Source organism: Roseisolibacter agri (assembly GCF_030159095.1).
In the GTDB taxonomy this organism is placed as follows: Bacteria; Gemmatimonadota; Gemmatimonadetes; order Gemmatimonadales; family Gemmatimonadaceae; genus Roseisolibacter; species Roseisolibacter agri.
On sequence record NZ_BRXS01000002.1, the window covers coordinates 365,249 to 391,008 of the forward strand.

Here is a 25,760-nt window from a genome sequence, read left to right on the forward strand (position 1 = left end):
CTTCACAGATCCAGCGCCCGCACCAGCGCCTCCCGCTCGCGCGCGTCGGGCAGGCGGCCCGTGCCGGCGGCTGCGTCGTCGGTCATGTGCCGCGGGTTGGAGGTGCCGGGGATCACGCACGTCACCGCCGGGTGCGCGAGCACGAACTTCAGCAGCGCCTGCGGCCAGCTGCCGGCCCACTCGCGCACCGCGCCCGGCAGCGGCTCGCCCGCCAGGCGGCGCAGCAGCCCGCCGCCGCCGAAGGGGAGATTCACCAGCACCGCCACGCCCGCGTCGCGCGCCGCCGGGAGCAGCCGCTGCTCCGCGTCGCGCACCGCCACCGAGTAGGGGAGCTGCACGACGTCCACGCGCTCGTGCGCGACGATGCGCTCCAGCTCCGCGAACGCGCTCGTCTGGTAGTGCGTCACGCCCACGTAACGGACGCGGTCCTCGGCCTGCCAGCGCCGCAGCGTGGCCAGGTGCGTGCGCCAGTCCACGAGGTTGTGCACCTGCATCAGGTCGATGCGCCGCCGGCGCAGCAGCCGCGCGGACTGCTCCATCTGCCGGACGCCGTCGGCCTCGCCGCGCGTCCACACCTTCGTGGCCCAGAACAGCGCGTCGCCCAGCCCGGCCCGCTCCGCCAGCTCGCCGGCGATCGACTCCGAGGCGCCGTACATGGGGCTCGAGTCGAGCACGCGACCGCCCGCCGCGTGCAGCGCGCGGAGCGTCGCCTCCAGCGGCGCCAGCGACTCGGCCGTGCGGCGCGGCGGGTCGAACGTCTGCCAGGTGCCGAGTCCGACGACGGGGAGCTCCTCCCCGGTGCGCGGGATCGGGCGCGTCGCCATCGCGACGGCGGGCGGCGGAGTGACGGCGGGGACGGCGGCGTGCGCGGCGAGCGTCGCCGCCGTCCCGGCGACGAAGGTGCGGCGGTCCATGCGCGCCCGGCGAGCACGCGGCGCGCCACGACGTCCGCGTGGACCCAATCCTGCGGCCCTGGAGTGGCGCAGCGGGCTGCTTCCACCCGAGCTCGAGGGGAGGCCCCATGAGCGACTTCACGACTGACCGCGCACGCACCGTGGTCGCCCCGGTGGACGGCACGGCCGAGGGCGAGCGCGCGCTCGAGCTCGCGGCGGTGGCCGCGCGCCGGCTGGACGCGGCGCTGGAGCTGTTCCACGTCGTGCGGCCGATGCCGCCGCTGACGGTCGATCCACCGCTCGTCGCGCCCACCGCGGACGCCGAGTCGCTGATGCAGGCGCGCGCGGACGCGCTGGCGCACGCTCGGGAGTATCTCGCCACGCTCGCGCGGCGCATCGGCGGGCGCATGACGATCCACACGCGGCTGGAGGAGGGCGAGCCCGCGCCGGCGATCGTCGCCCGCGCGCGCGAGCACGACGCGGAGCTGCTGGTGCTGCCGACGCACGCGCGCGGCACGCTCGCGCGCGCGCTGCTGGGGAGCGTGGCGCTGCCGGTGGCGCGCGAGGCGCCGGTGCCGGTGCTGCTGGTGCCGCCCGGCGCGCCCGCGCACGCGACGGAGTCGTGGCCGGCGTACGTCGTGCTCGCGACCGAGGGCGACGCGTCGGCGGAGCGCGCGCTGGCGCAGGTCGCGGCGCTGTGCGCGCCGGGCGCGCAGGCGGCCATCCTCACCATCCTCGATCCGATGGTGGCACTGACGGAGCGGCTGCCGCGCGAGGTGGTGGACGAGCCGGACGGGCTGGCGCCGCGACTGCGCGCGGCGGGCCTCGCGGTGGTGGCCGAGGAGGCGGCGCACGGCCGGCCGGCGCACGCGATCACGGAGGTCGCGACCGAGGAGGGCGCGGAGCTGCTGGCGCTGGCGACGCATCCGCGGCACGGCGCGGGCGACCGGCTGATCGAGGGGAGCGTGGCGGCGGCGGTGGTGCACCGCGCGCCGTGCCCGGTGTGGCTGACGCACGCGGGATGACGCGCAGTAACGCAGCGCGTCGTCATCGTTCCTTCATCCGCGGTTCACGCACGTCTCATCGAGCGCTCATCGACGCGTCACGCGACCGCCATCGGCGGCTCATGCGCGGTGCGCAACGTGGCGACAGCCGGTCGCGGGATCCGCCCGCGCGCCGGCGTTCCTCACGTTGCGGAGCGTCGCACATGCTGCACGAACTGCCGGAGTCCCGCCGTCGCCGCCGTCGCTCGACGCGCGGGCTGGTGACGAGCGTCGTCCTGCACGGTGGGCTGATCGTCCTCGTGGTCGTCGGCACCGCACGCGGCGATACCGCGCCGCCCACGCCGCCCGACGAGACCATCGTCTATCAGGCGCCGCCGCCAGTGCCCGACGCGCCGCGGGCGCCTGAACAGCCGCGCGAGTCCACGACGCCCGCGCGTCCGGATCAGCCGACCGCGCCCGCGCTTCCTCAGCTGCCGGCGCCGATCGAGGTGCCGACGGAGATCCCGGTGCCCGGTCCGCCGACGCTCCCGCCCGACTTCTTCGAGCGGCGCGCGCTCGGCGCGCCTTCCGAGGCGGTATCCGGTGGAGCGCGCGCGGGCGGCGGCGATGCGCCGGCCGATGGCGTGTGGGCGTCGCACCTGGTGGAGCGCGCGGTGGAGCCGCTGCGCGGGGTGGCGCCGCGCTATCCCGAGACGCTGCGTGGCGCGGGCGTCGAGGGGACGGCGGTGGCCGAGTTCGTGGTGGACACCACGGGCCGCGTGGAGGCGGCGTCGGTGCGGTTCGCGGAGCGCGCGCATCCGCTGTTCGAGGAGGCGGTGCGTCAGGCGCTGCGCGGGATGCGGTTCCGGCCCGCGGAGGCGGGAGGGCGGGCGGTGCGGCAGCTGGTGCGGCAGCCGTTCGTGTTCGCGCTGACGCGGTGAGCGTGTTGCTACCGCTGCCCCGCCACCCGCGCGATCCGCCACGCGAACGGGCTCGCCGGCACCACGCCGTCGCCGAGCAGCCCCTGGCCCCAGCACCACAGCACACCGTCGACGCCGAGCCCGCACGCGGCGCCGACGTCCACCGAGAGTGCGCGCAGCGGGAAGTCCGGCGCCGCGCGCTCGGCGCGCTCGCGCAGATCGCCGACCGTCCCATCGCGCCGGAAGAACGACGAGCCCCAGCACCACGTCTCGCCGCTCGCGGTGAGCCCGCACGCCGCGCTGCCGCCGCTCGCGAGCGACACGAACGGCGGCGCGTCGGGAATCGGTGCCGGCAGCGGCGAGTTCTCGCGCCGCCCGTTCGTCAGCGCCTGGCCCCAGCAGCGCGCGACGCCCGCGAGGTCGAGCGCGCACGTCGACGCGAACGCGACCGGCCGCACCAGCCGCGCGGGTGGAACCCCTTCCACCCGCCGCGGGCTCGGCTCGCACGCGGTGAAGCAGCCCGGCGCCTGCGGCGAGTCCGCGACGCCGATCTGGCCCGCGTAGTTCGAGCCCCAGCAGTACACCGCGCCGTCCGCCGTCACGCCGCACAGGTGGCTCGGCCCCACGCCGATCTGGCGGAACGCGACGGGGCTCGGCACGGGTCGCGGCAGGTCGGCCGTGCGCGACTCGTCGCCGAAGATCGGCGCCGACCATCCGCCCCAGCAGTGCACCGCGCCCGCGGTCGTCAGCAGGCAGGTGCCGTCGACGGCGGCGACGCGCAGCCCCGGCGCGATCGGCACGGGAACGGTCGACGTGCGCGCCGCCGTCGGCACGTAGCCCCAGCACTCCACCGTCGCGGCGTCGGTGAGTCCGCACACGCCCGAGCCGTTGCCGCTGCCAGCGACGAAGCGCGACGCGCTCTGCACGCGCACGGGGAGCGCGCTGCAGCGATACGCCGAACGCACCCACCACATGCGCCCCGCGCCGCTGAACGGCTGGAAGCTCTCGCAGCGGTCCACGATCTCGTCGGTGCCGAGCTGGCCGTACGAGCCGCTCCCCCAGCAGTAGATGCCGCCGTCGCGCGCGACCGCGCACGGCGCGCGCGGCACGACGTCCACAAACTCGATCGGCGCGGCGGGCGGCTTCACGACCACCAGCGCGCGCAGCGTGTCGGGACCGACGATCGCGGAGATCGTCGCGCGTCCGGGCGCGATCGCGGTGACCTCGCCGCTCGCGCTCACCGTCGCGACGCCGGGCGCCGACGTGCGCCAGCCGTCCGCGGTGATCACGCGCGCCTGCTGGTCCATCGGCAGCTCCTGCGCGCGCAGCGCGCGCGCGAGCCCCGGCAGCAGCACCGACGTGTCGGGGAAGACGTAGCGCGGCGGCGCCCACACGCGCACCGCCGCGCTCGCGCGCAGCGTGCCGAGCGTCGCGATCACCTCGGTGCGGCCGGGCGCGAGCGCGTGCAGGCGCGGCCCGGCGCTCGAGAAGCGGATCTCCGCGATCGTCGGATCGGCGGTCGTGAGGAGCGGCTGCCGGTCGCTCACCGTGCGTCCCAGGCTGTCGAACACCGTCACGAAGACGAGCGGCGCGCCACCGACGACGAGGCTGTCCCCCGTCGACACGACCACGCGCATCGCGCTCGGCTCCGGGAAGCGCACCGTCAGCTGCAGCGCGCCGCTGGCCGAACCCGAGTGCGCGAACACCTGCAGCGTGGCCGGACGCAGCGCGCGCAGACGCAGCGTCGCACCGTCGGCGACTCCGGCGATCGCCAGCGAGTCGGACCACGTCCACGTGACCGCGGCGCCCGGGACGGGCTGCCCGCTCGCGTCCACCGGGGCGGCGACGACCACCAGCGAGTCGCCCGGCGCGATGGTCGGCGTGGCGCTGCTGAGGCCCACCGTCGCGACGGCGGGCGGACCCACGGGCGCGGGATCGCCCTCGCCGCACCCGGCGAGTCCGAGCGCGAACACGAGCGCGAGCGCGACCGTCCGCGCGATGTGAAGCAGTTGCTGCCGATGCCGCATCCTGCACCCTACGGCGTGAACCTGCGTCGGGACAAGAGTGTGGACGGAGCGTGAACAGCGAGCGTCGAGCGGCGAGCGGCGAGCGGCGAGCGGCGAGCGGCGAGCGGCGAGCGGCGAGCGGCGAGCGGCGAGCGTGACGACGATGCAGGTGGCGGGGACGGCGCGACACGGGCGGAGGCGACCTCGATCGCAGCAAGGAGACTCACGCGCAGCCGTGAGGCTCCGCAGCGGCCGCGATCGTTGGGAGCCGCAGCCCGCGTCGCGCCGTCCCCGCCGGCGCGCTGACATCAGGATGCACGAAGGGCCGGCCCCGAGACGGAGCCGGCCCCACGAAGCTGCAAACGCGCGCGCTCCCTCAGCGCGGATCCTTCGTCACGCGCGGCGCGCCTGACGGCGACTGCTTCAGCATCGCCTCGCGGGCGGCGCGGAACTCCGTGCCGGGCTTCCAGGTCGGCCACGTCCCCCCGTTCGCCACGCCGTACCCCACCTGGAACAGCGCGCGCAGGTCCTCGATCGCGCCGCTGAGGTCCCAGTCGGGCTTGATCTCGTCCGACGGCTTGTGGTAGTCCTCGGCCTCGTACTGCTCGCGCTTCTTCATGCCGTAGTCCGGCGCGCGACCGATGAAGTCCACGCCCGATTCCACGTACAGCGCGGGCACGCCCTTCTTCGCGAACTCGAAGTGGTCCGAGCGGTAGAAGAAGCCCTTCTCCGGCTGCGGGTCGGGACGGACCACGCGGTTGGCCGGCCGCAGCACCGCCGTCAGCGCGTCATCGAGCGTCGAGTTGCCGAGTCCGATGACCGTGAGGTCGCGCGTGCGGCCCCACTGGTTCACGCCGTCCATGTTGATGTCGGCCAGCGTCGTCGCCAGCGGCCAGAGCGGGTTCTCGGCGTAGAACTTCGCGCCCAGGAGGCCGCGCTCCTCGCCCGTCACCGCGAGGAAGAGCAGCGAGCGGCGCGGCCGCTGCGGCAGCTTCGTGAACGCCTCCGCCATCTGCACGAGCGCCGCGGTGCCGCTCGCGTTGTCGAGCGCGCCGTTGAAGATCTGGTCGCCCTGGCGCGTCGTGTCGCGGCCGAAGTGGTCCCAGTGCGCCGTGTAGACGACGTGCTGCGCCTTCAGCTGCGGATCGCTCCCCTCAAGGCGCGCGACGACGTTGCGCGAGCGCACCTCGCGCACCGTGTTCCGCACGCTGAGGTCGGCCGTCGTGTTCGCGAGCGGCACCGCGCGGAAGCCCTTCGTGCGCGCGGCGACCTTCAGCGCGTCGAAGCTCTGCCCGGCGGCCGACAGCAGCTCGCGCGCCTTCTCGTTCGTCATCCACGCCTCGACCGTCACGCGCGCGGGCTCGCCCGTGGGGGAGCGGATGTCGAAGTTCTCCTGGCCCCAGCTGCCGCTCACGACCTCCCACGGATAGCCCGCGGGGCCCGTCTCGTGGACGATGATCGCCGCCGCCGCGCCCTGCCGCGTGGCCTCCTCGTACTTGTAGGTCCAGCGGCCGTAGTACGTCATCGCGCGGCCGCGGAACATGGCGGGATCGAGCGCGCGCTCGCTCGTGTCGTTCGCGGCCGCACCGGTGCGGCGCACCGGCGGGTCGTTGACGAGGATGACGACCGTCTTCCCCTTCACGTCGACGCCCGCGTAGTCGTTCCAGCCGTACTCCGGCGCGACGACGCCGTAGCCGACGAACACGACGTCGCTGCCGCGCACGACGTTCTCGGGCGCGGCGTGGCGCGCGACGGCGACGATGTCCTTCAGCGGCTCGAGCGCGATCGTGCGCCCGCCGGCGGTGAACGACGCCGTGCCGCGCCCCGTGTAGCCGACGAGCGTCACGTCCTGCACGTACGTGCCGTCGGGATTGCCGGGCGCGAGGCCCAGCCGCTGGAACTCGCGCGTCAGGTACGCGACGGTGCTGTCCTCGCCGCGCGTGCCGGGGCCGCGCCCCTCGAACGCGTCGCTCGACAGCACGCGGATGCGCGACAGCAGGCCGTCGGCGGTGATGCTCTCCAGTGCCTGGCGCGGCGCGGCCGGCGCCTGCGTGCGCGCCTGCGCGCGTGCGGTGGCAGGGAGGGCGAGGGTGACGGCCGCGCACGCGAGCGCGGCGCTGCGGACGATCGACGGATGGCGCATCAGGCGACGAGGTTCGGTAGGACGTCGGCCCGGGCGGCGACGACGCATCTCTGAGTCTCGTGCCGGGCACCGCGCCCGGCAACCGCCTCACCCCTTCCAGGCCGTCCCCGACGCGACGAAGCCCTTCGGGTCGATCTTCCGTCGGTCCACGCGCCCGTCGCCGCCGCAGGCGCGGCACGGCTCGAACGCGCACACGTTCGGCGGCGCGGTCGTCGACATCACGGCGCCCGTGCCGCCACAGGGGCCGCAGTCCTGGACGCTCAGCTGCATGCTGGGCCGCGTCGACGCGAGGTTGCTGTGGAACACGTAGCCGACGCGCCCGCCGTGCCGGATCCGGTGCCACCGCCGATCCGCCGGGACGGCGCCGAGCCAGGTGACCAGCGTCGGCGGCTGGATGATGGCGAGGACGTCGGCGGTCGGCGCGATGTCCGCCATCAGGCGCGTGTTCTTCGACTTGATGTAGAGCGAGCCGCCGACCTTCACGGCGTGGCGCGGATCGTACGGGCTGGGCATGGGCGTGGGGAGCGGGTGGCGAATGCCGTCACGCTACCGGCCACCCCGACGCCGCGCGTGGGACAGCTGACCCACCGCGTGACGCGCCGGCGGACGCGCGCGTGACGCACGTCGCGGCGCGCGCGGCGCGCGGCGTGACGCCCGCGGCGAGCCGGCGCGGTTGCGACGGGGGGGGCGGGCGATACCTTCCCGGCATACCCGTGGCCGCGGACGCCCAGGCGCTCCGCGGCCGCGACGCTGCGCAGCAATCACTCGCGATGTCCAGCGGCACCATCGATCCCGACCCGGCGAGCGACGCGCAGCGACGGCTGCTGGCGACGCTGCGCGATCCGGCGCGGCTGGCGGCGATCCGCGCCACCGGGCTGCTCGCGGACGAGCGCGTGGAGGCGCTGGAGCGCGTCGCGCGGCTGGCCGCGGTGGGGCTGCGCGCACCACTCGCGCAGGTGAACCTCGTCACCGACGCGGCGCAGGTGCCGGTGGCCGCGCACGTCGTGCCGCCGCACATCCCCGACGACTGGCGCACGCCCGTCGAGCTCTCGCGCTCGTACTGCCAGCACGTCGTCGGCGACGGCGCGCCGCTGCTGATCGACGATGCGCCGACGCATCCGCGCGTCCGCGACAACGCCGCCACGCGCGACGCGGGCATCGGCGCCTACCTCGGCGTACCCCTCCGCACGCCCGACGCGCAGCTGCTCGGCAGCCTGTGCGTGGTGGACTTCGAGCCGCGCGCGTGGAGCGCCGCCGACCTGCTGGTGCTCGACGACCTGGCCGCCGTCGCGTCGCTGGAGATCGCGCTGCGCGCCGCCGGCCGCGCCGCCAGCGACGAGGCGAGCCACGCCGTCGACCGCACCGAGCGGCTGCAGCGCCTGAGCGACGACCTCGCGCGCCCGCTCACGCGCGCGGAGGCCGCGCGCCTGATCCTCGCGCACGTCGCCGACGCGATGGGCGCCTCGGGCGGCGGCGTGTTCGAGCGGCAGCCGGACGACGGCGCGCTCGTGCTGCTGGAGGCGATCGGCTATCGCGACGTGGTGCGGCGCGAGCACGCGCGCCTCGACGCCGACTCGCGCACGCCGGCGGCCGAGGCGGCGAGGCACGCGCGTCCGGTGCTGGTCGGCTCGCGCGCGGCGTGGGACGCGGCCGGCTACCAGGCGCCGATGGAGGGACCGATCGGCGTCGGCGACGCGCCGGGCGGCGCGGCGGCCGCGTGGGCCGCGCTGCCGCTGATGGTCGACGACCGCGTGCTCGGCGTGCTCGCCCTGACGTTCGTGACGCCGCGCGCGTTCGACGCGGCGGAGCGTGCCTTCATGCTGGCGTACGCGCGCCAGTGCGCGCTGGCGCTGGAGCGCGCGCGCCTGCTGGACGCCGAGCGCGCCGCGCGCGCCGATGCCGAGGCCGCGCGTGCGGAGGCCGAGCGCGCCGTGAGCCGCGCCGAGCGGCTGCAGGCGGTGACCGCGGCGCTGTCGGGCGCGCTGACGCCGCGCGACGTCGTCGTGGCGGTGGTGCGCGAGGGGCTGATGACCGCCGGCGCGCGCGCGGGCGCGGTGCTGGAGCTGGTGGACGGGGGACGCACGTGGCGGCCGGTGCACACGGTCGGCTTTCCGGCGCACACCGCGCAGGCGCACACCGACTTCCCGGTGGACGTGCCGGTGCCGGTGCGCGACGTCGCGCGTACGGGGGAGCCGGTGTTCCTGGGCACGCGCGACGCCTGGGCCGCGGCCGGCTACGACACGCGTCCCCTCCTCCCCGACAGCGGCGCGTGGGCGGCGCTGCCGCTGCGCCGCGACGGCGCGGTGGTGGGCGCGCTGACGGCGAGCTTCGCGGGGCCGCACGCGTTCGCGCCTGACGAGCGCGCGTTCCTGCTCGCGCTCGCGAGCCTGTGCGCGCAGGCGATGGAGCGCGCGCGCCTGTTCGAGGCGGAGCGCGCGGCGCGCGCGCACGCCGAGGAGGCGAGCCGCGCGAAGTCGGACTTCCTGAACGTGCTCTCGCACGAGCTGCGCAGCCCCGCCAACGCGATCATCGGCCACGCGCAGCTGCTGGAGCTGGGCATTCACGGGCCGGTGACGCCGGAGCAGCACGACGCGCTGGCCCGCATCGCGCGCAGCGCGCACCTGATGGCGGCGCTGGTGAACGACCTGCTGAACCTCGCGCGCATCGAGCAGGGGCGGCTGTCCTACGAGCTGCAGGACGTGTCGGTGGCGGAGGCGCTGGACACGGTGGCCGGCGTGATGCGCCCGCAGGTGGAGGCGAAGGCGCTGACGCTCGACGTGCAGCCCGGACCGCCGGGGCTCGTGGTGCGCGCGGACTCGGAGCGGCTGCAGCAGATCCTCATCAACCTGCTGACGAACGCGATCAAGTTCACGGAGCGCGGCGCGCTGTCGCTGAGCGCGCGTGTGGAGGGGGCACGGGTGTGCATCGCGGTGCGCGACACGGGCATCGGCATCCCGGCGGAGAAGCTGCCGACGGTGTTCGACCGCTTCGTGCAGGTGGACCCGTCGCTGACGCGCCGCGCGGGCGGCATGGGATTGGGCCTCGCGATCGCGCGCGACCTCGCGCGCGCGATGGACGGCGACCTGACCGCGAGCAGCGTGGTGGGCGAGGGATCGACGTTCACGCTGCTGCTGCCGCTGGTGCGCTGAGGCGCGTCGCGCCCGAACGGCGAACGGCATTTGCATCCTTGCCGTTGCCTTTGGGGGGATGCGGATGCTCCGGATGATGCGGATGCTCCGGATCGCCTCCGCACCGGTGCATGGGACGTCGCCATCACGCGGAGCGATCCGAACGATCCGCTCAGGTCCGGAGCATCCGCATCCTCTCCAATAGGCAAACGGGTCCGGCGCGCCGGAGCTAGGCCTCGCCGAGCGCGTCGTAGAGCCGCGCGACGCCCGCCGCCACCGCGGCGCCGAGGGCGAAGCCGCCGACGGCGTCGGTGGCCCAGTGGCGCTCGATCCAGACGCGCTGCGCACCGCTGACGAGGGCGACCGCGGCGGCGATCGGCAGCCCGACGGCGAGCGGCACGAGTCCCTCGCGCGAGGCGACGTGCGCGAGGACGCCCGCCGCCGCGGCGCCGCGCGCGGCGTGGCCGCTCGGGAAGCTCGGCGTGTGCTTGCCGGTGAGGTGCGCGACGATCGGCCGCGGCTCGCGCAGCGAGTACTTCACCGCGCCGTGCGCGAGGTTGGTCGCGGGCACGGCGACGGCCACCGGCAGCGCGCGCGCGAGGCCGTGCCGGCGCGCGACCGCGAGCCCCGCCGCGATGCCCGCGATCGTCGTCGCCCAGTCGCTGGAGAGCGTGCCGATCGCGTCGAACGCGAGGCGCGCGCGCGAGCGGCGGCGGCCGCGGAGCCAGGCACGCGGCGCGGCGCCGAAGCGCGTGCGGCCGATGCGCTGTACCCGGCGGTCGATCGCCAGCTCGTCGTCGTGCATCACCCGCACGAGCGCGAGGGCGACGAGCGCTCCGCTCGCGGCGGCGGCAGTGGCGAGCTGCGCGGCACGCGCGGACGCGCGGCGCGACGTGGGGCGGGCGATGGGGGCGGCAGGGGCGGGCATGCGCACCCATCGGGCAGGGAGTGGGCCAGCGCGGCGGCGGGCGGGGCGGTGGATCGCTCGACGGGAATCGCTGGAGGCGCCGGACCCGAAGAGCGAACGGCTCGGACAGGATTTTCAGGATTTGCAGGATTCACAGGATTCACAGGATTCACAGCGCTTCCTGGCGGCGCGGAGCGTCGCACGACGCGGAGCGTTCCTGTGAATCCTGCAAGTCCTGTCATCCTGTCCCATGCCGTTCGGATCCCATGCCCGCGAGATTGCGCCTGGCCGATCGACCGCGCGGCCGCCGAACATCCAATCGTCCGTACATGCTCCCGCTGATCCCGTTCACGCTCCTCGTCGGTGCGCTCCTCGTCGTGCAGGCCGGCGTCAACACGCAGCTCCGCGCGGGGCTCGGCGACGCGGGGCTGGCCGCGCTCGTGTCGTTCGGCGTCGGGACGCTGGCGCTCGCGCTGTTCGTGCTCGTGCAGCGTCCCACGCTGCCCGACGTCGCGACGCTCGCGCGGCTGCCGTGGTGGTACTGGGTCGGCGGCGCGCTCGGCGCCGTCTACGTCGCGACGGTGACGATCATCGCACCGCGACTCGGCGCCACGACGCTGACGATGCTCGTCGTCGCGGGCCAGCTGGCGATGGCGCTGGTCGCCGACCACTTCGGGCTGATCGGCTTCGCGCGGCGGTCGATGGACGTCGGGCGCGTGACCGGCGTCGCGCTGGTGCTCGCGGGCGCGCTGCTGACGCTGCGGCGCTGAAAGAGTGCCTCGGGCGTGACGACGGGGGCCTCCCTCGCGAGAAGCCCCCATCGACCGCACGCTCGACGGGTCGTCGACTACGGGCTCGCCACCCGGTTCGCGAAGGTGATCTCGCTGGTGAGGTTCGCGCCGATCGTCACGGTCGCCGAGCGGCCCGCGAGGCTGACGGTGCAGCTGCCCGCGTCGGCGCTCGGCACGCAGGTGATGCTGGGGAGCGTCGTCCCGACGGGAACGAGCTCTGACACGGTGACGACCGTCCCCGTCACCACCGGCGTGCCGCTCGCCTTGCACACCCTTCAGAAGCCCTGGGCCTGGGTGTTGTTGAACGTGACGGTGTTCGTCCCCGTCACGATGGTCAGGCGGCACTGGCCCGGCGTGCCGGTCGCCGTGCAGCCGGTGAACGTCGGCGCGTTGTAGCCCGCGGGGATCGTCTCGGTGATCGTCACCACGGTGCCGGCGGGGTACGTGCCGTCCAGCACGCAGTTGCCCGCCGGCCCGGTGCCGGCGCTGACGGTGTACGTCGCACCCCCGGGACTCACGCCGAATGAGAAGTTCGTCCCGACGGTCACGCCCGTGCCCGCGACCTTGCACACCTGCAGCTGACCGGTCGGCGCGAGCGTGTTGTTGAACGTGACGGTGTTCGTCCCCGCGACGATCGTCACGCGGCACTGGCCGGACGTGCCGGTCGGCGTGCAGCCGGTGAAGGTCGGGGCGCTGAACCCGCCCGGGATGGTCTCCGTGATCGTCACGACGGTGCCGACCGGGTACACGCTGCTCACGACGCACGCGCCCACCGGCACGGTGAGGCTCTGTGGTGCGCCGCCGTCGCCGACCGCGAAGGCGAAGGCTCCGCTGACTCCGACGCCGCCCGTCTTGCACACCTGCAGCTGGCCGACCGCGCGGTTCGTGAAGGTGATCTCGCTCGTGAGACCCGCGCCGATCGTCACGGTCGCCGCCAGGCCGCTCGACGTGCAGCTCCCCGGGCCCGAGGTCGGCACGCACGTGATGCTGGCGATCTGCGTGTTCGGGCTCAGGATCTCGGTGACGGTGACGACCGTTCCGGCCGTGATCCCCGTGGTGCTCGGCACGAACACGCACTGCCCCACGGGCACCGTGACCGAGGTCGTGCCCGGAATGCCCGAGACGTTGAACGCGAAGCTCCCCGTCACGGGCGCGGCGCCGCTGCTGGCCTTGCAGACCTTCAGAAAGCCGACGTTCACCCGGTTCGCGAACGTCACCTCGCTCGTGATGTTCGCGGCGATCGTCACGGTCGCCGTCTGGCCGCTCGTCGCACAGCTTCCGGACCCCGACGTCGGCACGCAGGTGATGCTGCCCACCTGCGTGCTCGGGTTCGCAACCTCGGTGACGGTGACCACCGTTCCGGCGGCGATCCCCGATACGGGGTTGGTGTTCGGGACGAAGACGCACTGGCCCACCGGCACGCTCACGGACGTCGTGCCCGGCACGCCCGTCAGGTTGAACGTGAAGCTTCCCGTCACGGCCGGGGTGCCGCTGCTGGCCTTGCACACCTTCAGGAAGCCGACGTTGAGGCGGTTCGTGAAGGTGAGCGTGGCGACGTCGGTGCCGGCGACGACGGTCGCGGTGCCCGCCGCGAGGTCCGTCGTGCCGGCGGCGGCGGGCGCGAGCGTGAGCCCCATCAGCACCATGTTCGCCGGCACCGTCTCCGCGACGTTCACGGTCGTGCCCACGCGGAACGGCAGCGACGTGCAGGCGCCGGCCGACACCGTGACGTCCTCGCCGTTCACCACGAAGCTGAACGGCGTCCCGGCGGGGATGCCGGCCGCGCCGACCTTGCAGATGCGGACCTCGCCCGGCTCGTCCGGCGGCGGGCAGGGCGTGCGCTCGGTGACGAGGTAGTCCTGCTCGTGCCCGGCCATCGGCGTGCCCTGCTCGCCGAGGTGCTCGTCGACGGCGTTCGCCGGCAGCCGGAGCTCGACGAACCGCGGGTCCTCCGCGCGGCCCGCGGCGTGGCAGATGGCGGTCAACCCGGCCGCTCCCCGCGCGAGCCGCACGGCCGGCGGGTCGCTGAGGGCGGGGCGGATGGGCCCCGCGGCGTCGCGACAGCTCGCGACGGCGGCGGCGGCGAGAGCCGCGGTGAGGGCAGCGAGCGCGAGACGGCGCATGGCTTACCTCCAGGCGAGCACCCAGGGGATCTACCACCGCAAGGCGCCAGCGGGAGCTCGGATCCGGCGCCTGCCGTGAGGACTGCCCGGTCGATGTCGTCTCGCCACAGTAGGTGCCCCGGGCCGGAACGCAAGCGGGCGCCGCGTTCACGCCGCCGCCGGCACTCCAGGCCGTACGCGCCATCCGGCGGCGCTAGCGGTGCGGCTCTCCGTCCAGCGCCAGCCGGTACGCCTCCACCAGCTCGGCCCCCTCGGGCGTGAAGTCGTGCGCCGGGTCGCGCACGAAGCCGCGGCGCGTGTACATGCCGATCGCCGTGCGCATGCTGCGCGAGCTGTGGAGTCCCAGCACCGTCGCGCCCGCGCGCCGCGCGCGGCGCACGCACTCCTCCAGCAGCGTCGCGCCCACGCCCAGCCCGCGCGCCTCGGGCGCGACGGCCAGCAGCCGCAGCTCGGGCCACGGCGCGCCCGCGGTCAGGCCGCCGTACGCGTCCGTGGACGGCGCGAACAGCATCACGCTGCCCACCACGCGCCCGTCGTGCTCCGCCACCAGCCGCTCGGCCGGCGCGTCGGAGTCGAGCGCCGCGCGCACCGCGGCGTCCAGCCCCGCCCACGCGGTCGGCGTCATCACGCTCGCGTACTCCGCGTAGGCGGCGAGCGTGAGCGCGCGCACCACCTCGCGCTCGTCGTCGCGCGCCTCGCGCACCTGCACGGCGCCGGCGTCGGGTCGCATCATCCTGCCCTCCATGCTCAGGGCGCGACCACCCGCGCCCAGTCCCATCCCTCCAGCCCGCGCGCGTTCACCGCGCGCACCGAGACGACGTGGCCCGCGGGGATGCGCAGCCGCGCCTCGGGGCCCGACACCGTCGTCACCGTGCGCAGCGGATCCTCCGCCGGCCCGTGCGCCACCCGGTAGCTGCGCACGTTGCGCTCGGGGCTCGGCGTCCAGCGCAGCGTCACCACGTCGCCCGCGCGCGCGGCGGTGAGGTTCGTGAGGCGCGAGGGGCTCGACGCCAGCAGCATGACCGTCGCGACGTTGGCGCGCGTCGTCTCGGTCACCAGCTCCTGGTTGATCGTCTCCAGCACGTCGTGCGGCTGGTGGTAGTGCGGGTTGCCGAGCACGGGATACGAGCCGAAGCCGCCGACGACGTCGCCCCAAGCGTCGTAGAGCGCGTGCGCGTCCGTGTTCTTGTAGTAGACGGCGTCGTACGTCACCAGCCGCGAGAAGCCGAGCGCGGCGCCGTGCTGCACGTCGCGGATGCCGGGGTTCGAGTAGCGGATCGTGTTGTCCAGCCGCTGGTCGTTCGACCAGCCCATCATGTCGTTGTTCATCGCGCCGACGACCTTCCAGCTCGCGGCCTTCGCCACGCGCGCGAACTCGCGGCTGCCCAGCAGGCCAGCCTCCTCGCCCGTGAAGGCGACGAAGACGACCGTCGCCGGCAGCGGGTGCTTCGCCAGGACGCGCGCCGTCTCCAGCAGCATCGACGTCCCGCTCGTGTTGTCGTCCGCGCCCGGCCCCTCGGCCCGCGAGTCGAAGTGGCTGCCCACGACGTAGACCAGCTCCGGATGCTCGGTGCCGCGCAGCGTCGCGACGACGTTGGCGGTGGGCGGCGCGTTGCGCGGCGTGAACTCCTGGAACGCCGGCTCGTAGCCCCACGCGCGGAACGCGTCGGCGATCCACTGGCGCGCCGGCGCGTTGCCCGGCCGCGTGACGTGCTTCGACCCGAAGTCGAACAGCGCCTTCTGGTAGCCGTACAGCCGCTCGATCGAGACGCTGTCGGTCGCGCGCCGCACGGCGTCGCGGATGGGCGCGAACTGCCGCGCCGTGCGCTCGCGCAGCGCCTCCTCGGCGGCGAGCTGCCGCTCCACGCGCGCCAGCACGTCGGCCGTCGTCACCTCGCGCCGGCGGTCCAGCAGGTAGACGCTCCGCTCGGGCGACACGGTGTCGCCGTCGCGCTCGGCCACGATCAGCAGGCGCGCGCCGTCGGGCGTCGGCGCCCACTCGTACTCCGGCGCGATGGTGCGCACGGTGTTGTTGTGGAACAGCTTCGTCGCGGTGCCCGTGCGCACGTCGTACGCGTACGAGCGGCGGTGGCGCGGCTCGCCCTTCACGGCCAGCACGGTGGCGCTGTCGAGCCAGCGCGGCACGCGGTCGTGCTGCAGCTCGCGCGTCAGGCGGCGCTCGGTCGTGCTGTCGCCGCTCGCGTCCAGCACGAACAGCTCCCAGTCCTGCGCCGGCATCGCCGCGAACGCGAGGCGCCGCCCGTCGGGCGAGAGCACGGGCGTCTCGAGGCTGTCGGTCGTCCGCTTCACCGTCGCCGGCTCACCCGCGCGGTCCAGCGCGCGATCGAGACGCAGCAGGCGCACGCCGAACTCGCGCCCGTCGCGCACCAGCCAGGTGAGGGCCGAGCCGTTGCCGGCGACGTGCGGCTGCAGGCCGGGGAAGGCGCGCACGTCGCCGCTGCCCGCGTCGACGACCGCGAACGACGGCGTGCGGCCGCCGGCGCCGGTCACCAGCAGGTGCCGTCCGCCCGGCGCCAGCGCGAGCTCGCTGCCCGACACCTTCGCACGCGTGAACGGCGCGAGCGCGCCACCGTCGCGGCTCACGAACACGCTCGTGTCGGCGCCGTTCGCCGCGCGCCCGAGCACGAACAGCGTCGCGCCGTCGGCGCCGAACGCGAGCGCGCGCTTCGCGATCCCCTCGCCGGCCACCACGCGCTCGGCGCCGCCGGCGAGGTCGCGCACGACGAGCGTCGCGAGGCGTCCCTCCAGCTCCTGGGCGCGCAGCTGCGCGCCGCGCGCGCCCTCGCGGTCGCCGGCCGCCAGCAGCCGCGAGGCCTCGGCGCGCGCCTCGCGCAGCTCGGGTGCGTCGGGCACGCGCAGGAACGCCGCGCGCGCGCCGTCGGGCGAGAGCGCCACGCCGCCCGCCGCGATCGTGGCCACCGGCGGCGTGCCCCCTTCCAGCCGCACGATCTGCGTCCGCGTGGCCGCGCCGGTGCCGGTCTCCCACAGCGCCAGCCGGCCGTCGGCGCTCACGCGCGCGGCGCGCCCGTCGGCCGCCAGCGAGTCCACGCGATAGCGCTCGCCAGTGAGCGTGGCGATCGCGGCGCGCTGGCGGTCGGCGCTCGGGCCGCGCAGCACGTCGCGCAGCAGCCGCAGCGCGCGCGGGTACTCGCCGCGCTCCCACGCCACGGTGGCGTCGTCGAGGGCGGGCTGCGCGTGCGCCGCGCTCCCGACCGACGCGAGGGCGGACACGACGACGAGCGCGAGGGCGGCGCGGGACGGACGGGGCATGAGGGCGGCGTGGGCGGGAAGGGAGGCGCGGCCTCCTAACATGCGCCGCGTCGCGCGGCGTTCCAAGCCGCTGCGGCGCGCGCCGCGCGGCGCGTGTATCATGGCGCGTCCCCCACTCGCCGCATGACGACCCTCTACCGACCGGACGGCACCCTGGTGGTGCGCGCGCACGACGTCGCCTGGCTCTGGATCGCGGGTGCGCTGCTCGTCGGCGCCGTGCTGCTGCTGTCGCTGCCGCTCGCGCCGCCGATGAAGGGCTCGCCCATCCTGGGCGCGGGCGCGATGACGCTCGTCGCCGTCGCCGCGCTGGCCGCCTACGAGGACCGGGTGGCGGAGTTCCGGACGGCGGAGCAGCGCGTGCACTGGTCGCGGCGCACGCTCTTCCGTCGGGAGCAGGGCACGCTGCGGTACGAGGGGATCACGGCGGTGGAGCTGGTCGAGCGCCGCGGCCGCACGGCGACCTACGGGCTGGTGCTGCACACCGGCGGGCGGCGGTTCGCGCTCCACGGCAGCACCACGAGCCGGCGTGCGCGCTACGAGGCGGCGGGCGGCGCGGTGGCCGCGGCGCTGAGCGACGACGCGCGGGAGGTGCCGTTCCTCGGCTGAGCGCGTGCCGGACGGCGCGTCAGCGCACCCAGCGCACCAGCGGCCCCGCGTCGCCCGAGAGCACGAGTGTGTCGCCGCTGACGGCATGGCGGCGCGTGGCCTCCAGCGCGCGCAGCACGGCGGACTCCTGCCGCGTCGCCGCGTCGTCGATGCAGGCGCGCCGGGTGGAGACGAGCGGCCCGATGCGCAGCGACGCGCCGTCGCGCACGTACGGGCCGCCGAAGCGGTTGCAGCCGCCGTCGCCGACCGCGCGCCCGCTGTCGGACTGGAAGCGGAGGCGCACCGCGGCCGGCCCCACGAGCGCGGGCCGCCCCGCGACGTCGAGCAGCCGCCAGTCGACGTCCTCGATCGGAGCGGCCGAGCTGCCGGTGGCGGCGGTGACGCAGGCGGCGAGGGCGAGCGGGAGGACGGCCGTCGCGACGCGGGTCGACATGCGAGCGCCGGTGGAGGAGCGAGTCACGCGTGGCCCGCCGCGACGCGGTCCAGCAGCCACGTCGTGCGCGCGCGGCCACGTACGCGGGCCACGGGCAGCGTCTCGCGCGCATCGGCGTCGCCGCGGAGCGCGTGCGCGACCGCGTCGCGCTTCTCGGCCCCGCCGGCGAGCACCAGCACCGTGCGCGCGCGCGAGAGTGCCGGGAGGGTGAGCGTCAGCCGGTCGCGCGGCGCGTACGTCGCGGGCGCGCAGACGTCGAGCACCCAGCGCGTCGTCTCGTCGAGCGCCGCATCGCCGGGGAAGAGCGACGCCGTGTGCCCGTCGGCGCCCATGCCCAGCAGGACGACGTCGAACAGCGCGTCTTCCTCGGCGACGCCGAGCCGCGTCGCGAGCGCGCGGAGCGTGGCCTCGTAGCGCTCGGCGCCGTCGGCGGGCGGGCGCTCGCCCTCCATGCGCAGCACCTGTGCGTCGGGCACCGGCACGTGCGCCAGCAGCGTCTCGCGCGCCATGCCGAAGTTGCTGGCGGAGTCGTCGGGCGGGACGCACCGCTCGTCGCCGAAGACGATGTACGTCTGCGCCCACGGCAGCGCTTCGGCGCCCATCGCCACCAGCCGCGCGTGCAGCCTGCGCGGCGTGCTGCCGCCCGAGAGCGCGAGCACGCACTGTCCGCGCGCCGCGACCGCCTCGCGCATCGCCGCGGCCACGCGCGTCGCCGCCTCGTCGGCTACGGCGTCGGCGTCGGCGAGGACGACGAGTTCCGGTCGAATGCGTTGGTCGTGGGGGGCGGACATTCGCGTCAGGGTGGGTTGGCCGATCGGAGAGCAGCAAGGATGAAATCTGAGAAGATCGGATGACCGCCGATGTTCCGTGCGGCGGCTCGGGACGTCGTCCGATACGGAGCCATCCGTCGTTATCAGATCTTGTCCGATCTCATCCTTGCTGCCGTTGCTCTCTTAAAGGGATCGGTCATCGCGACGAGATGCGCGCCGCCTCGAGCGGGCCCCACGTCCCGGCGGGATAGGGATAGACCGCGCGCCGCCCGTCCAGCAGCGGCGCGTACAGCGCCCAGCTGGTCTCCACCTCGTCGGCGTGCACGAACAGCGTCTGGTCGCCCTGCAGCACGTCCAGCAGGAGCGTCTGGTACGCCTCGGGCAGCACCGTGAACACTTCCTTGTAGTTGAAGTGCAGCGGCAGCCGGTGGATGCGGAACGGCTCGCCCGGCGCCTTCACGTCGATGTAGAGGCTGAACCCCTCGTCCGGCTGGAGCGTCAGCAGCAGCGTGTTGCGGTGCAGCGTCCCCATCCCCGCGCCCTGCTCGGCCGCGTCGGCCTGCCCCGAGCGGAACATCCACACCGGCGCGCGGCGGAACTTGATCTCGATCTCCGTCAGCCGGCGCAGCATCCGCTTGCCCGTGCGCAGGTGGAACGGCACGCCCTGCCAGCGCCAGTTCTCGACGTGCAGCGTCAGCGCCGCGAACGTCTCCGTGCGCGAGCTCGGCGCCACGCCCGGCTCCTCGCGGTAGCCCGGCACGTCCTGCGGCCCGTCCTTCCCGTCGATGCGCCCCGGCTCGTACTGCCCGAACACCGCGTCGTCCGGCACCAGCGACCGCACCGCGCGCAGCACCTTCAGCTTCTCGGCGCGCACCGCGTCGGCGTCCAGCCGCGACGGCACCTCCATCGCCACCAGCGCGAAGAGCTGCGACAGGTGGCTCTGCACCATGTCGCGCAGCTGTCCCGCCCCTTCGTAGTACCCCGCGCGCCCCTCGATGCCGAGCGTCTCCGCGACCGTGATCATCACGCTCTCGATGTGGTCGCGGTTCCACAGCGACTCGAACAGCGCGTTGGCGAAGCGGAAGACGAGCAGGTTCTGCACCGTCTCCTTGCCCAGGTAGTGGTCGATGCGGTAGACCTGCCGCTCGTCGAAGGCGCGGTGGATCAGCGCGTTCAGCGCGCGCGCGCTCGCGAGGTCGTGCCCGAACGGCTTCTCGATCACCAGCCGCGACCAGCCGCCGTCCGGGCCGTCGTCGTGGCCCGACTCCGCGCGCGAGAGCCCCGTGCGCCCCAGCGCCTCGATCATCGCCGGGAACACCGTCGGCGGCAGCGAGAGGTAGAACACGCGGCGCGGCGGGATGCCGGCCGCCGCCTCCACCGCCTCGACGCGCGCCTTGAGCGCGGTGAGATCCTCCGCGGTGCCCGTGACGCCGCCGACGTACTTCTTCACCCACGCCTCGACCGCGGCCGGCTCGCCGCCGGCGGCCAGCGCGGCCTCGCGCGCGATCTCCTGCACCGCCGCGTCGTCGAGCGCCGCGTCGCGGCTCGTGCCGACGATCCAGCAGCCCGCCGGCGTGCGCCCGTCGCGATGGTTGGCCCACAGCGCGGGGAGGATCTTCCGCTTCGACAGGTCGCCCGTGACGCCGAAGATCACGAACACCGCCGGATCGCACGCGCGCGTGTCGTCGTGCCGGCTGCCCTCCGCCGGCGCCGTCAGCGCGCTCACGGCGTCGTTCCCGTCGCTGACGTCTTCTGCACCGCGTGCCCGCCGAACTGGTTGCGCAGCGCCGCCAGCATCCGGTCGCCGAAGCCCTCGGCGTCGCGCGAGCGCAGGCGCGCGATGAGCGCGTGCGTGATGACCGGCGCCGGCACGTCGAGCGCGATCGCCTCCGCGACCGTCCACCGTCCCTCGCCCGAGTCGGCGACGACGGGCGCGATCGCGGACAGCCGCCCGTCCTCGTGCAGCGCGCGCGCGGCGAGATCGAGCAGCCAGCTGCGCACGACGCTGCCGTGGCGCCAGATCTCCGCCACCTGCGCGAGGTCGAACGCGTGCGGCGCGTCGCCCATCGTCTCCTTGTGCCGCAGGATGGCGAAGCCCTCGGCCATCGCCTGCATCATGCCGTACTCGATCCCGTTGTGGATCATCTTCGCGAAGTGGCCCGCCCCCACCGGGCCGACGTGGCCCCACCCGCGGTCGGCGGCCGGCGCGAGCGTCTCGAGCGCGGGGCGCAGCGCGGCGATCGCGTCGTCGTCGCCGCCGACCATCAGCGAGTAGCCCTCGGCGAGCCCCCAGATGCCGCCGCTCGTGCCCGCGTCGACGAAGCGCACGCCGCGCGCGCGCAGCGCCTGCGCGCGGCGGATGCTCTCCTGGTAGTTGGAGTTACCGCCGTCGACGACGACGTCGCCACTGTCGAGGAGGGCGCCGAGCGCGGCCACCGTCTGCTCGGTGGGGTCGCCGGCGGGGACCATCACCCACGCCACGCGCGGGCCCGCGCCGAGCTTGGAGACGAGCTCCTCGAGCGCGCCCGCGCCCTCGACGTTCGCGCCCGCGGCGGTGACCGCCGCGCGCACCGCGTCCGGCGACCGGTCGAACGCCACCACCTGGTGCCCGCCGCGCGCCAGGCGCGCCGCCATGTTGGCGCCCATGCGCCCCAGCCCCACCATGCCGATCCGCATCGCGATCCTCCGTGGAGTTGGGGGCAAGATATCGCGGGAGTCAGGCCACGAAACCGAGCTCCACGGCACGGTGCTGCGTACTGCGGATCTTGGTTCGTGCCCTCGGCAGCCGTCGTCGCACCTGGGCTGTTGGCCTTTGGTGAGGATACGGATGCTCCGGATCCGTCGGATCATGCGGATCGATTTTCGATGCGCACAGGACGTCGCCGCCACGCGGAGCGATCCGAAGCATCCGCTGCATCCGGAGCATCCGTATCCTCCCCAAGAGCCCAAGGGGCCCGGCGCGACGGTGCATGCTCAGGATCCGCAGCCCCGCGCACACCGGATGCCGCCGTAACAGGCGACCGCCCCCGTCCGTAGTCTTCCCCAGGGACCGCCCGTCCGGCACATTAGGCCGTCCCCGTCCTCCTCTCGGAGCTTTCGCATGGGCCTCGGCGGCTTCTTCCGCAAGCAGTTCATCGACGTCATCCAGTGGACCGAGAGCGAGCAGGGCGTGCTCGCCTGGCGGTTCCCGATGGCCGACATGGAGATCCAGAACGGCGCCTCGCTCACCGTCCGCGAGTCGCAGCTGGCCGTCTTCGTGAACGAGGGGCGCGTCGCCGACACGTTCCAGCCCGGCCGCTACACGCTCGGCACGCAGACGCTGCCGCTGCTCACGAACCTCATGAACTGGGACAAGTTCTTCGAGTCCCCGTTCAAGTCCGACGTCTACTTCTTCTCCACGCGCGTGCAGACCGCGCAGCGCTGGGGGACGCAGAACCCCGTCACCATCCGCGACAAGGACTTCGGGATGGTGCGGCTGCGCGCGTTCGGCATGTACAGCTGGCGCGTCGCCGACCCGGTGGCCTTCATGCAGGCGATGAGCGGCACGCGCGAGGAGTACCGCGTCGCCGACGTCGAGCCGCACCTGAAGAACCTCGTCGTCTCGCGCATGTCCGAGGCGTTCGCGCAGAGCGCGGTGCCGTTCCTCGACATGGCGGCCAACACCTTCGCCGTCGGCAAGGCGATCGAGGCGCAGCTCGCGCCCGCGTTCAAGGAGCTCGGCCTCGCGCTGGAGTCGTTCACCGTCGAGAACCTGTCGCTCCCCGAGGAGCTGCAGAAGCGGCTCGACGAGCGCATCGGCATGAACATGGTCGGCAACCTGGGCGACTACACGCGCTTCCAGGCCGCGCAGGCGATCCCGATCGCCGCCGCCAACGAGGGCGGCGGCGGCGTGGCCGGCCTGGGCGCGGGGCTTGGCGCCGGCGCGATCATCGGGCAGTCGATGGCGCAGGCGATGGGCGGTGGCGGTCAGGCCCCGCCGCCGCCGACCGCGCCCGGTGGCGTGCCCACGCCGCCGAGCGGGCCGCCGACCGGCGCCGGGATGTCGCCCGGCGCGCCGGCCGACGCGCCGGCGTCGCGCGCCGCGGGCGCCGACACGAAGTTCTGCATGCACTGCGGCAAGTCGATCCCGCGCAGCGCCAAGTTCTGCCCGGAGTGCGGAGGGACCCAGGAGTGACCCTGCCCGCCGACGTGGGCGGCGTGGAGTGGGTGCTCGAGGCGTTCGGGTGCGACGCGGCGCGCCTGCGCGACGCGCGCGCGCTCGGCGCGCTCGTGGACGAGCTGGTGGCGACGCTCGCGCTGCGTCCCGTGGCGCCGGCGCAGTGGCACCAGTTCCCGGGGCCCGCGGGGATCACGGGCCTCGTGCTGCTGGCCGAGTCGCACCTCGCCGTGCACACCTTTCCCGAGCACGCGTCGCTCTGCCTGAACCTGTTCTGCTGCGTGCCGCGCGCGGAGTGGGACTGGGCCAACGGCCTCGCGCGCCACGTCGGCGCGACCGACGTGCGCGTGCGGCGGCTGGAGCGGGCATACGCGGGGCGACCGGCGACCGTCGGCGCATGACCGGACGCACCGCCAACTGCCCGAACTGCGGCGCGCCGGTCCTCTTCATCTGGTCCGGCGCCGTGCAGACCACGTGCGCCTACTGTCAGTCGGTGCTCGTGCGCCACGACGTGGACCTGATGCGCGTCGGCACGGTCGGCGACGTGCCGCCCGACGCGTCGCCCATCCAGCGCGGCGCCACGGGCCGCTGGCGCAACCGCGGCTTCACGGTCGTCGGCCGCATCGTCTACGAGCACGCGCGCGGCGCCTGGAGCGAGTGGCACCTGCGCTTCGACGACGGCAAGGGCGGCTGGCTCTCCGACGCGCAGCTGGAGTGGGCGGTGACGGAGCTCGTCGAGCCGACGCCCGCGCTGCCGCGCGATCCGCTGGGGCAGGGGCGGGGGATCATGCGCGGCATGACGCTGCAGCACGGCGGCGAGATGTACACCGTCACGTCGGTGACGCGCGCGCGCTACCGCGGCGTCGAGGGGGAGCTCCCCTTCGTCTACTGGGACAAGGCCGAGGTGCCGTTCGCGGACCTGCGCACGCCGTCGGCGCGCTTCGCGACCATCGACTACAGCGAGGACCCGCCGCTCTTCTTCGCCGGCGAGTTCGTGACCTTCGAGAGCCTGCAGCTGGGCGGGCTGCGCGAGTTCGAGGGATGGCCGCTCCCGCGCTGACCGCGCGCGCCGTCCGCGCGCTGAGCTGCCCCAGCTGCGGCGCGGCGATCGTGCTGCGCGGCTTCGCGTGGACGCAGACCGTCGCCTGCGCGAGCTGCACCGCGGTGCTCGACGCGAAGGACCCGAACCTCGCGATCCTCCAGGGCGCCGCCGCGCGCATGCGCGTCGCGCCGCTGATCCCGCTCGGCGCCCGCGGCGAGTGGCGCGGCGCGCCGTACGAGGTGATCGGCTTCCAGCAGCGCACGATCCGCTCGGGCGGGGGGACGTGGTCGTGGCGCGAGTACCTGCTGTTCAACCCGTACCACGGCTTCCGCTACCTCACCGAGTACGACGGCCACTGGAACGACGTCGTGCCGCTGCAGGCGCTGCCCGAGGTGGGCGGGCTCGCGCACCCGGTCGCGCGCTACGGCGGCGAGAGCTTCAGGCACTTCCAGACGGCGCGCGTCGAGACGACGTTCGTGATCGGCGAGTTCCCGTGGGAGGTGCGCACGGGCGACCACGTCGAGGTGCGCGACTACGTGGCGCCGCCGCGCGCGCTGAGCGCCGAGTCGACCGACGACGAGACGACGTGGTCGCTGGGGACGTACGTCGACGGCGACGCGGTCTGGCGCGCCTTCAAGGTCGAGGGGAAGCCGCCCGCGCCGAAGGGCATCTACAGCAACCAGCCGTCGCCCCACAGGGGGAAGGTGGCGGCGCTGTGGACGACGTTCGCGGTGCTCGTCGCGCTGCTGATGGTGACGCTGCTCGGCCGCGCGGTCACCGCGCGCAACGCGGAGGCGTTCTCGCGGCAGTACGTCTTCCGCGGCACGTCGGCGGACGTCGCGGCGCCCACGTCGGCGATCGACTCGGTGACGCGCGGCGCGGGGACGGCCTTCGTGACGCCCGCGTTCACGCTGGACGGCGCGCAGTCCAACGTCGTCGTCGAGACCGACGCGAGCGTGGACAACCAGTGGCTCTACGTGGAGTACGCGCTGATCAACGAGGCCACCGGGCAGGTGTACGACTTCGGCCGCGAGGTGAGCTACTACAGCGGCACCGACAGCGACGGCCGATGGAGCGAGGGCTCGCGCACCGACCGTGCGCGCATCGGCGCGGTGCCGGGCGGGCGCTACTTCCTGCGCGTCGAGCCGTCGGGCGACGCGGCGGGGCGCAGCATCGCGTACACGGTGCGCGTGCGCCGCGACGTCCCGAACCTCGTCTACTACCTGCTCGGCCTGATCGCGCTGGCGATCCCGCCGGTGCTCGGCACGCTGCGCGCGGCGAGCTTCGAGACCCGGCGGTGGGCGGAGAGCGACCACGCGCCTTCCAGCAGCGACGACGAGGACGACGACGAATGAGGACGCCGCTCTACGCCATCTTCGGCCTGCTGGTGCTGGCCGGCGCCGCCTGGGCCGACCTGCGCGGCTGGACGCCGATCCGCGCCGGCGAGGCGCGCGTGGGCCCGCGCTCCGTGCGCGAGAACCCCGGCGCCTACCGGACGGTCTACCGCAGCTCCACGCGCTACCGGCTGGGCAAGTAGCCGAGCATCCGCCAGCCGCCGCCTCCCCGAC

Annotated in this window: 23 protein-coding genes; 10 read left to right on the plus strand and 13 right to left on the minus strand. The window is 74.8% G+C overall.

All coding sequences use genetic code 11. The features are described from left to right. Positions 1–2: 2 nt before the first annotated feature. Positions 3–914, minus strand: coding sequence for an aldo/keto reductase (locus tag rosag_RS06525; RefSeq protein ID WP_284349252.1), 912 nt, complete (start codon positions 912–914; stop codon positions 3–5). Positions 915–1,021: 107 nt separating this feature from the next. Here rosag_RS06525 and rosag_RS06530 point away from each other — a divergent pair, with 107 nt between their 5' ends. Together rosag_RS06530 and rosag_RS06535 are read left to right on the plus strand one after the other, a co-directional pair. After that, the gene (locus tag rosag_RS06530; RefSeq protein WP_284349253.1) at positions 1,022–1,918 is read left to right on the plus strand and encodes a universal stress protein; all 897 of its coding nucleotides are present in this window, start codon (positions 1,022–1,024) and stop codon (positions 1,916–1,918) included. A gap of 182 nt (positions 1,919–2,100) precedes the next feature. After that, entirely contained in the window at positions 2,101–2,817 is a 717-nt protein-coding gene (locus rosag_RS06535) for an energy transducer TonB (protein WP_284349254.1), read from the plus strand. 8 nt (positions 2,818–2,825) lie between these two features. Here the strand turns inward: rosag_RS06535 and rosag_RS06540 are convergent, their stop codons facing one another. The 3 genes from rosag_RS06540 to rosag_RS06550 form a co-directional block, all read right to left on the minus strand. Beyond that, positions 2,826–4,823 carry an Ig-like domain-containing protein gene (locus tag rosag_RS06540; RefSeq protein WP_284349255.1) on the minus strand — a complete coding sequence of 666 codons (1,998 nt, stop codon included), beginning with the start codon at positions 4,821–4,823 and terminating at the stop codon, positions 2,826–2,828. A 355-nt stretch (positions 4,824–5,178) separates the two neighbouring features. Further along, on the minus strand, positions 5,179–6,945 hold the full coding sequence (locus rosag_RS06545) for a M28 family metallopeptidase (RefSeq protein ID WP_284349256.1): 1,767 nt from the start codon (positions 6,943–6,945) through the stop codon (positions 5,179–5,181). 87 nt (positions 6,946–7,032) lie between these two features. Further along, entirely contained in the window at positions 7,033–7,458 is a 426-nt protein-coding gene (locus tag rosag_RS06550; protein WP_284349257.1) for a hypothetical protein, read from the minus strand. Between the two features lie 257 nt (positions 7,459–7,715). Between rosag_RS06550 and rosag_RS06555 the strand changes: the two genes are divergently transcribed. After that, positions 7,716–10,094, plus strand: coding sequence for a GAF domain-containing protein (locus tag rosag_RS06555; protein WP_284349258.1), 2,379 nt, complete (start codon positions 7,716–7,718; stop codon positions 10,092–10,094). Positions 10,095–10,302: 208 nt separating this feature from the next. Here the strand turns inward: rosag_RS06555 and rosag_RS06560 are convergent, their stop codons facing one another. Next, a complete protein-coding gene (locus tag rosag_RS06560) occupies positions 10,303–11,001 on the minus strand; it encodes a phosphatase PAP2 family protein (RefSeq protein WP_284349259.1) in 699 nt (232 codons plus the stop codon). A 308-nt stretch (positions 11,002–11,309) separates the two neighbouring features. Between rosag_RS06560 and rosag_RS06565 the strand changes: the two genes are divergently transcribed. Further along, a complete protein-coding gene (locus rosag_RS06565) occupies positions 11,310–11,750 on the plus strand; it encodes a DMT family transporter (protein WP_284349260.1) in 441 nt (146 codons plus the stop codon). 77 nt (positions 11,751–11,827) lie between these two features. Here rosag_RS06565 and rosag_RS06570 read toward each other — a convergent pair whose 3' ends face one another. The 4 genes from rosag_RS06570 to rosag_RS06585 form a co-directional block, all read right to left on the minus strand. Further along, entirely contained in the window at positions 11,828–11,995 is a 168-nt protein-coding gene (locus rosag_RS06570; protein ID WP_284349261.1) for a hypothetical protein, read from the minus strand. A 51-nt stretch (positions 11,996–12,046) separates the two neighbouring features. Further along, positions 12,047–13,894, minus strand: a complete 1,848-nt coding sequence (locus rosag_RS06575) for a DUF5979 domain-containing protein (RefSeq protein ID WP_284349262.1) — start codon at positions 13,892–13,894, stop codon at positions 12,047–12,049. A gap of 193 nt (positions 13,895–14,087) precedes the next feature. Continuing rightward, positions 14,088–14,627: a GNAT family N-acetyltransferase gene (locus rosag_RS06580; protein WP_284349263.1), complete on the minus strand. Its 540-nt coding sequence runs from the start codon at positions 14,625–14,627 to the stop codon at positions 14,088–14,090. Between the two features lie 14 nt (positions 14,628–14,641). Then, positions 14,642–17,185: a M28 family peptidase gene (locus rosag_RS06585; RefSeq protein WP_284349264.1), complete on the minus strand. Its 2,544-nt coding sequence runs from the start codon at positions 17,183–17,185 to the stop codon at positions 14,642–14,644. A gap of 123 nt (positions 17,186–17,308) precedes the next feature. On the opposite strand from rosag_RS06585, the gene rosag_RS06590 reads away from it, so the two are divergent. Then, positions 17,309–17,791 (plus strand): hypothetical protein, encoded by a 483-nt coding sequence (locus rosag_RS06590; protein ID WP_284349265.1) that lies wholly within the window; start codon positions 17,309–17,311, stop codon positions 17,789–17,791. A 19-nt stretch (positions 17,792–17,810) separates the two neighbouring features. Here the strand turns inward: rosag_RS06590 and rosag_RS06595 are convergent, their stop codons facing one another. From rosag_RS06595 to gnd, 4 genes are all read right to left on the minus strand, one after another. After that, positions 17,811–18,224, minus strand: a complete 414-nt coding sequence (locus rosag_RS06595) for an META domain-containing protein (protein ID WP_284349266.1) — start codon at positions 18,222–18,224, stop codon at positions 17,811–17,813. A gap of 23 nt (positions 18,225–18,247) precedes the next feature. Continuing rightward, a complete protein-coding gene (gene pgl / locus rosag_RS06600) occupies positions 18,248–19,015 on the minus strand; it encodes a 6-phosphogluconolactonase (RefSeq protein ID WP_284349267.1) in 768 nt (255 codons plus the stop codon). Between the two features lie 175 nt (positions 19,016–19,190). Further along, on the minus strand, positions 19,191–20,720 hold the full coding sequence (zwf, locus tag rosag_RS06605) for a glucose-6-phosphate dehydrogenase (protein WP_284349268.1): 1,530 nt from the start codon (positions 20,718–20,720) through the stop codon (positions 19,191–19,193). Next, positions 20,717–21,670 (minus strand): phosphogluconate dehydrogenase (NAD(+)-dependent, decarboxylating), encoded by a 954-nt coding sequence (gene gnd, locus rosag_RS06610; protein ID WP_284349269.1) that lies wholly within the window; start codon positions 21,668–21,670, stop codon positions 20,717–20,719. The genes zwf and gnd overlap by 4 nt, the downstream gene beginning before the upstream one ends. Positions 21,671–22,094: 424 nt before the next feature. Between gnd and rosag_RS06615 the strand changes: the two genes are divergently transcribed. The 5 genes from rosag_RS06615 to rosag_RS06635 are packed head-to-tail and all read left to right on the plus strand — an operon-like array spanning position 22,095 to position 25,729. Beyond that, positions 22,095–23,168, plus strand: a complete 1,074-nt coding sequence (locus rosag_RS06615) for an SPFH domain-containing protein (RefSeq protein WP_284349270.1) — start codon at positions 22,095–22,097, stop codon at positions 23,166–23,168. Beyond that, a complete protein-coding gene (locus tag rosag_RS06620) occupies positions 23,165–23,551 on the plus strand; it encodes an S-adenosylmethionine decarboxylase family protein (protein ID WP_284349271.1) in 387 nt (128 codons plus the stop codon). Before rosag_RS06615 ends, rosag_RS06620 begins: the two co-directional genes overlap by 4 nt. Then, positions 23,548–24,210, plus strand: coding sequence for a DUF4178 domain-containing protein (locus tag rosag_RS06625; protein ID WP_284349272.1), 663 nt, complete (start codon positions 23,548–23,550; stop codon positions 24,208–24,210). The genes rosag_RS06620 and rosag_RS06625 overlap by 4 nt, the downstream gene beginning before the upstream one ends. Continuing rightward, entirely contained in the window at positions 24,192–25,547 is a 1,356-nt protein-coding gene (locus rosag_RS06630) for a DUF4178 domain-containing protein (protein WP_284349273.1), read from the plus strand. Before rosag_RS06625 ends, rosag_RS06630 begins: the two co-directional genes overlap by 19 nt. Next, a complete protein-coding gene (locus rosag_RS06635; protein WP_284349274.1) occupies positions 25,544–25,729 on the plus strand; it encodes a hypothetical protein in 186 nt (61 codons plus the stop codon). The genes rosag_RS06630 and rosag_RS06635 overlap by 4 nt, the downstream gene beginning before the upstream one ends. Positions 25,730–25,760: the final 31 nt, after the last annotated feature.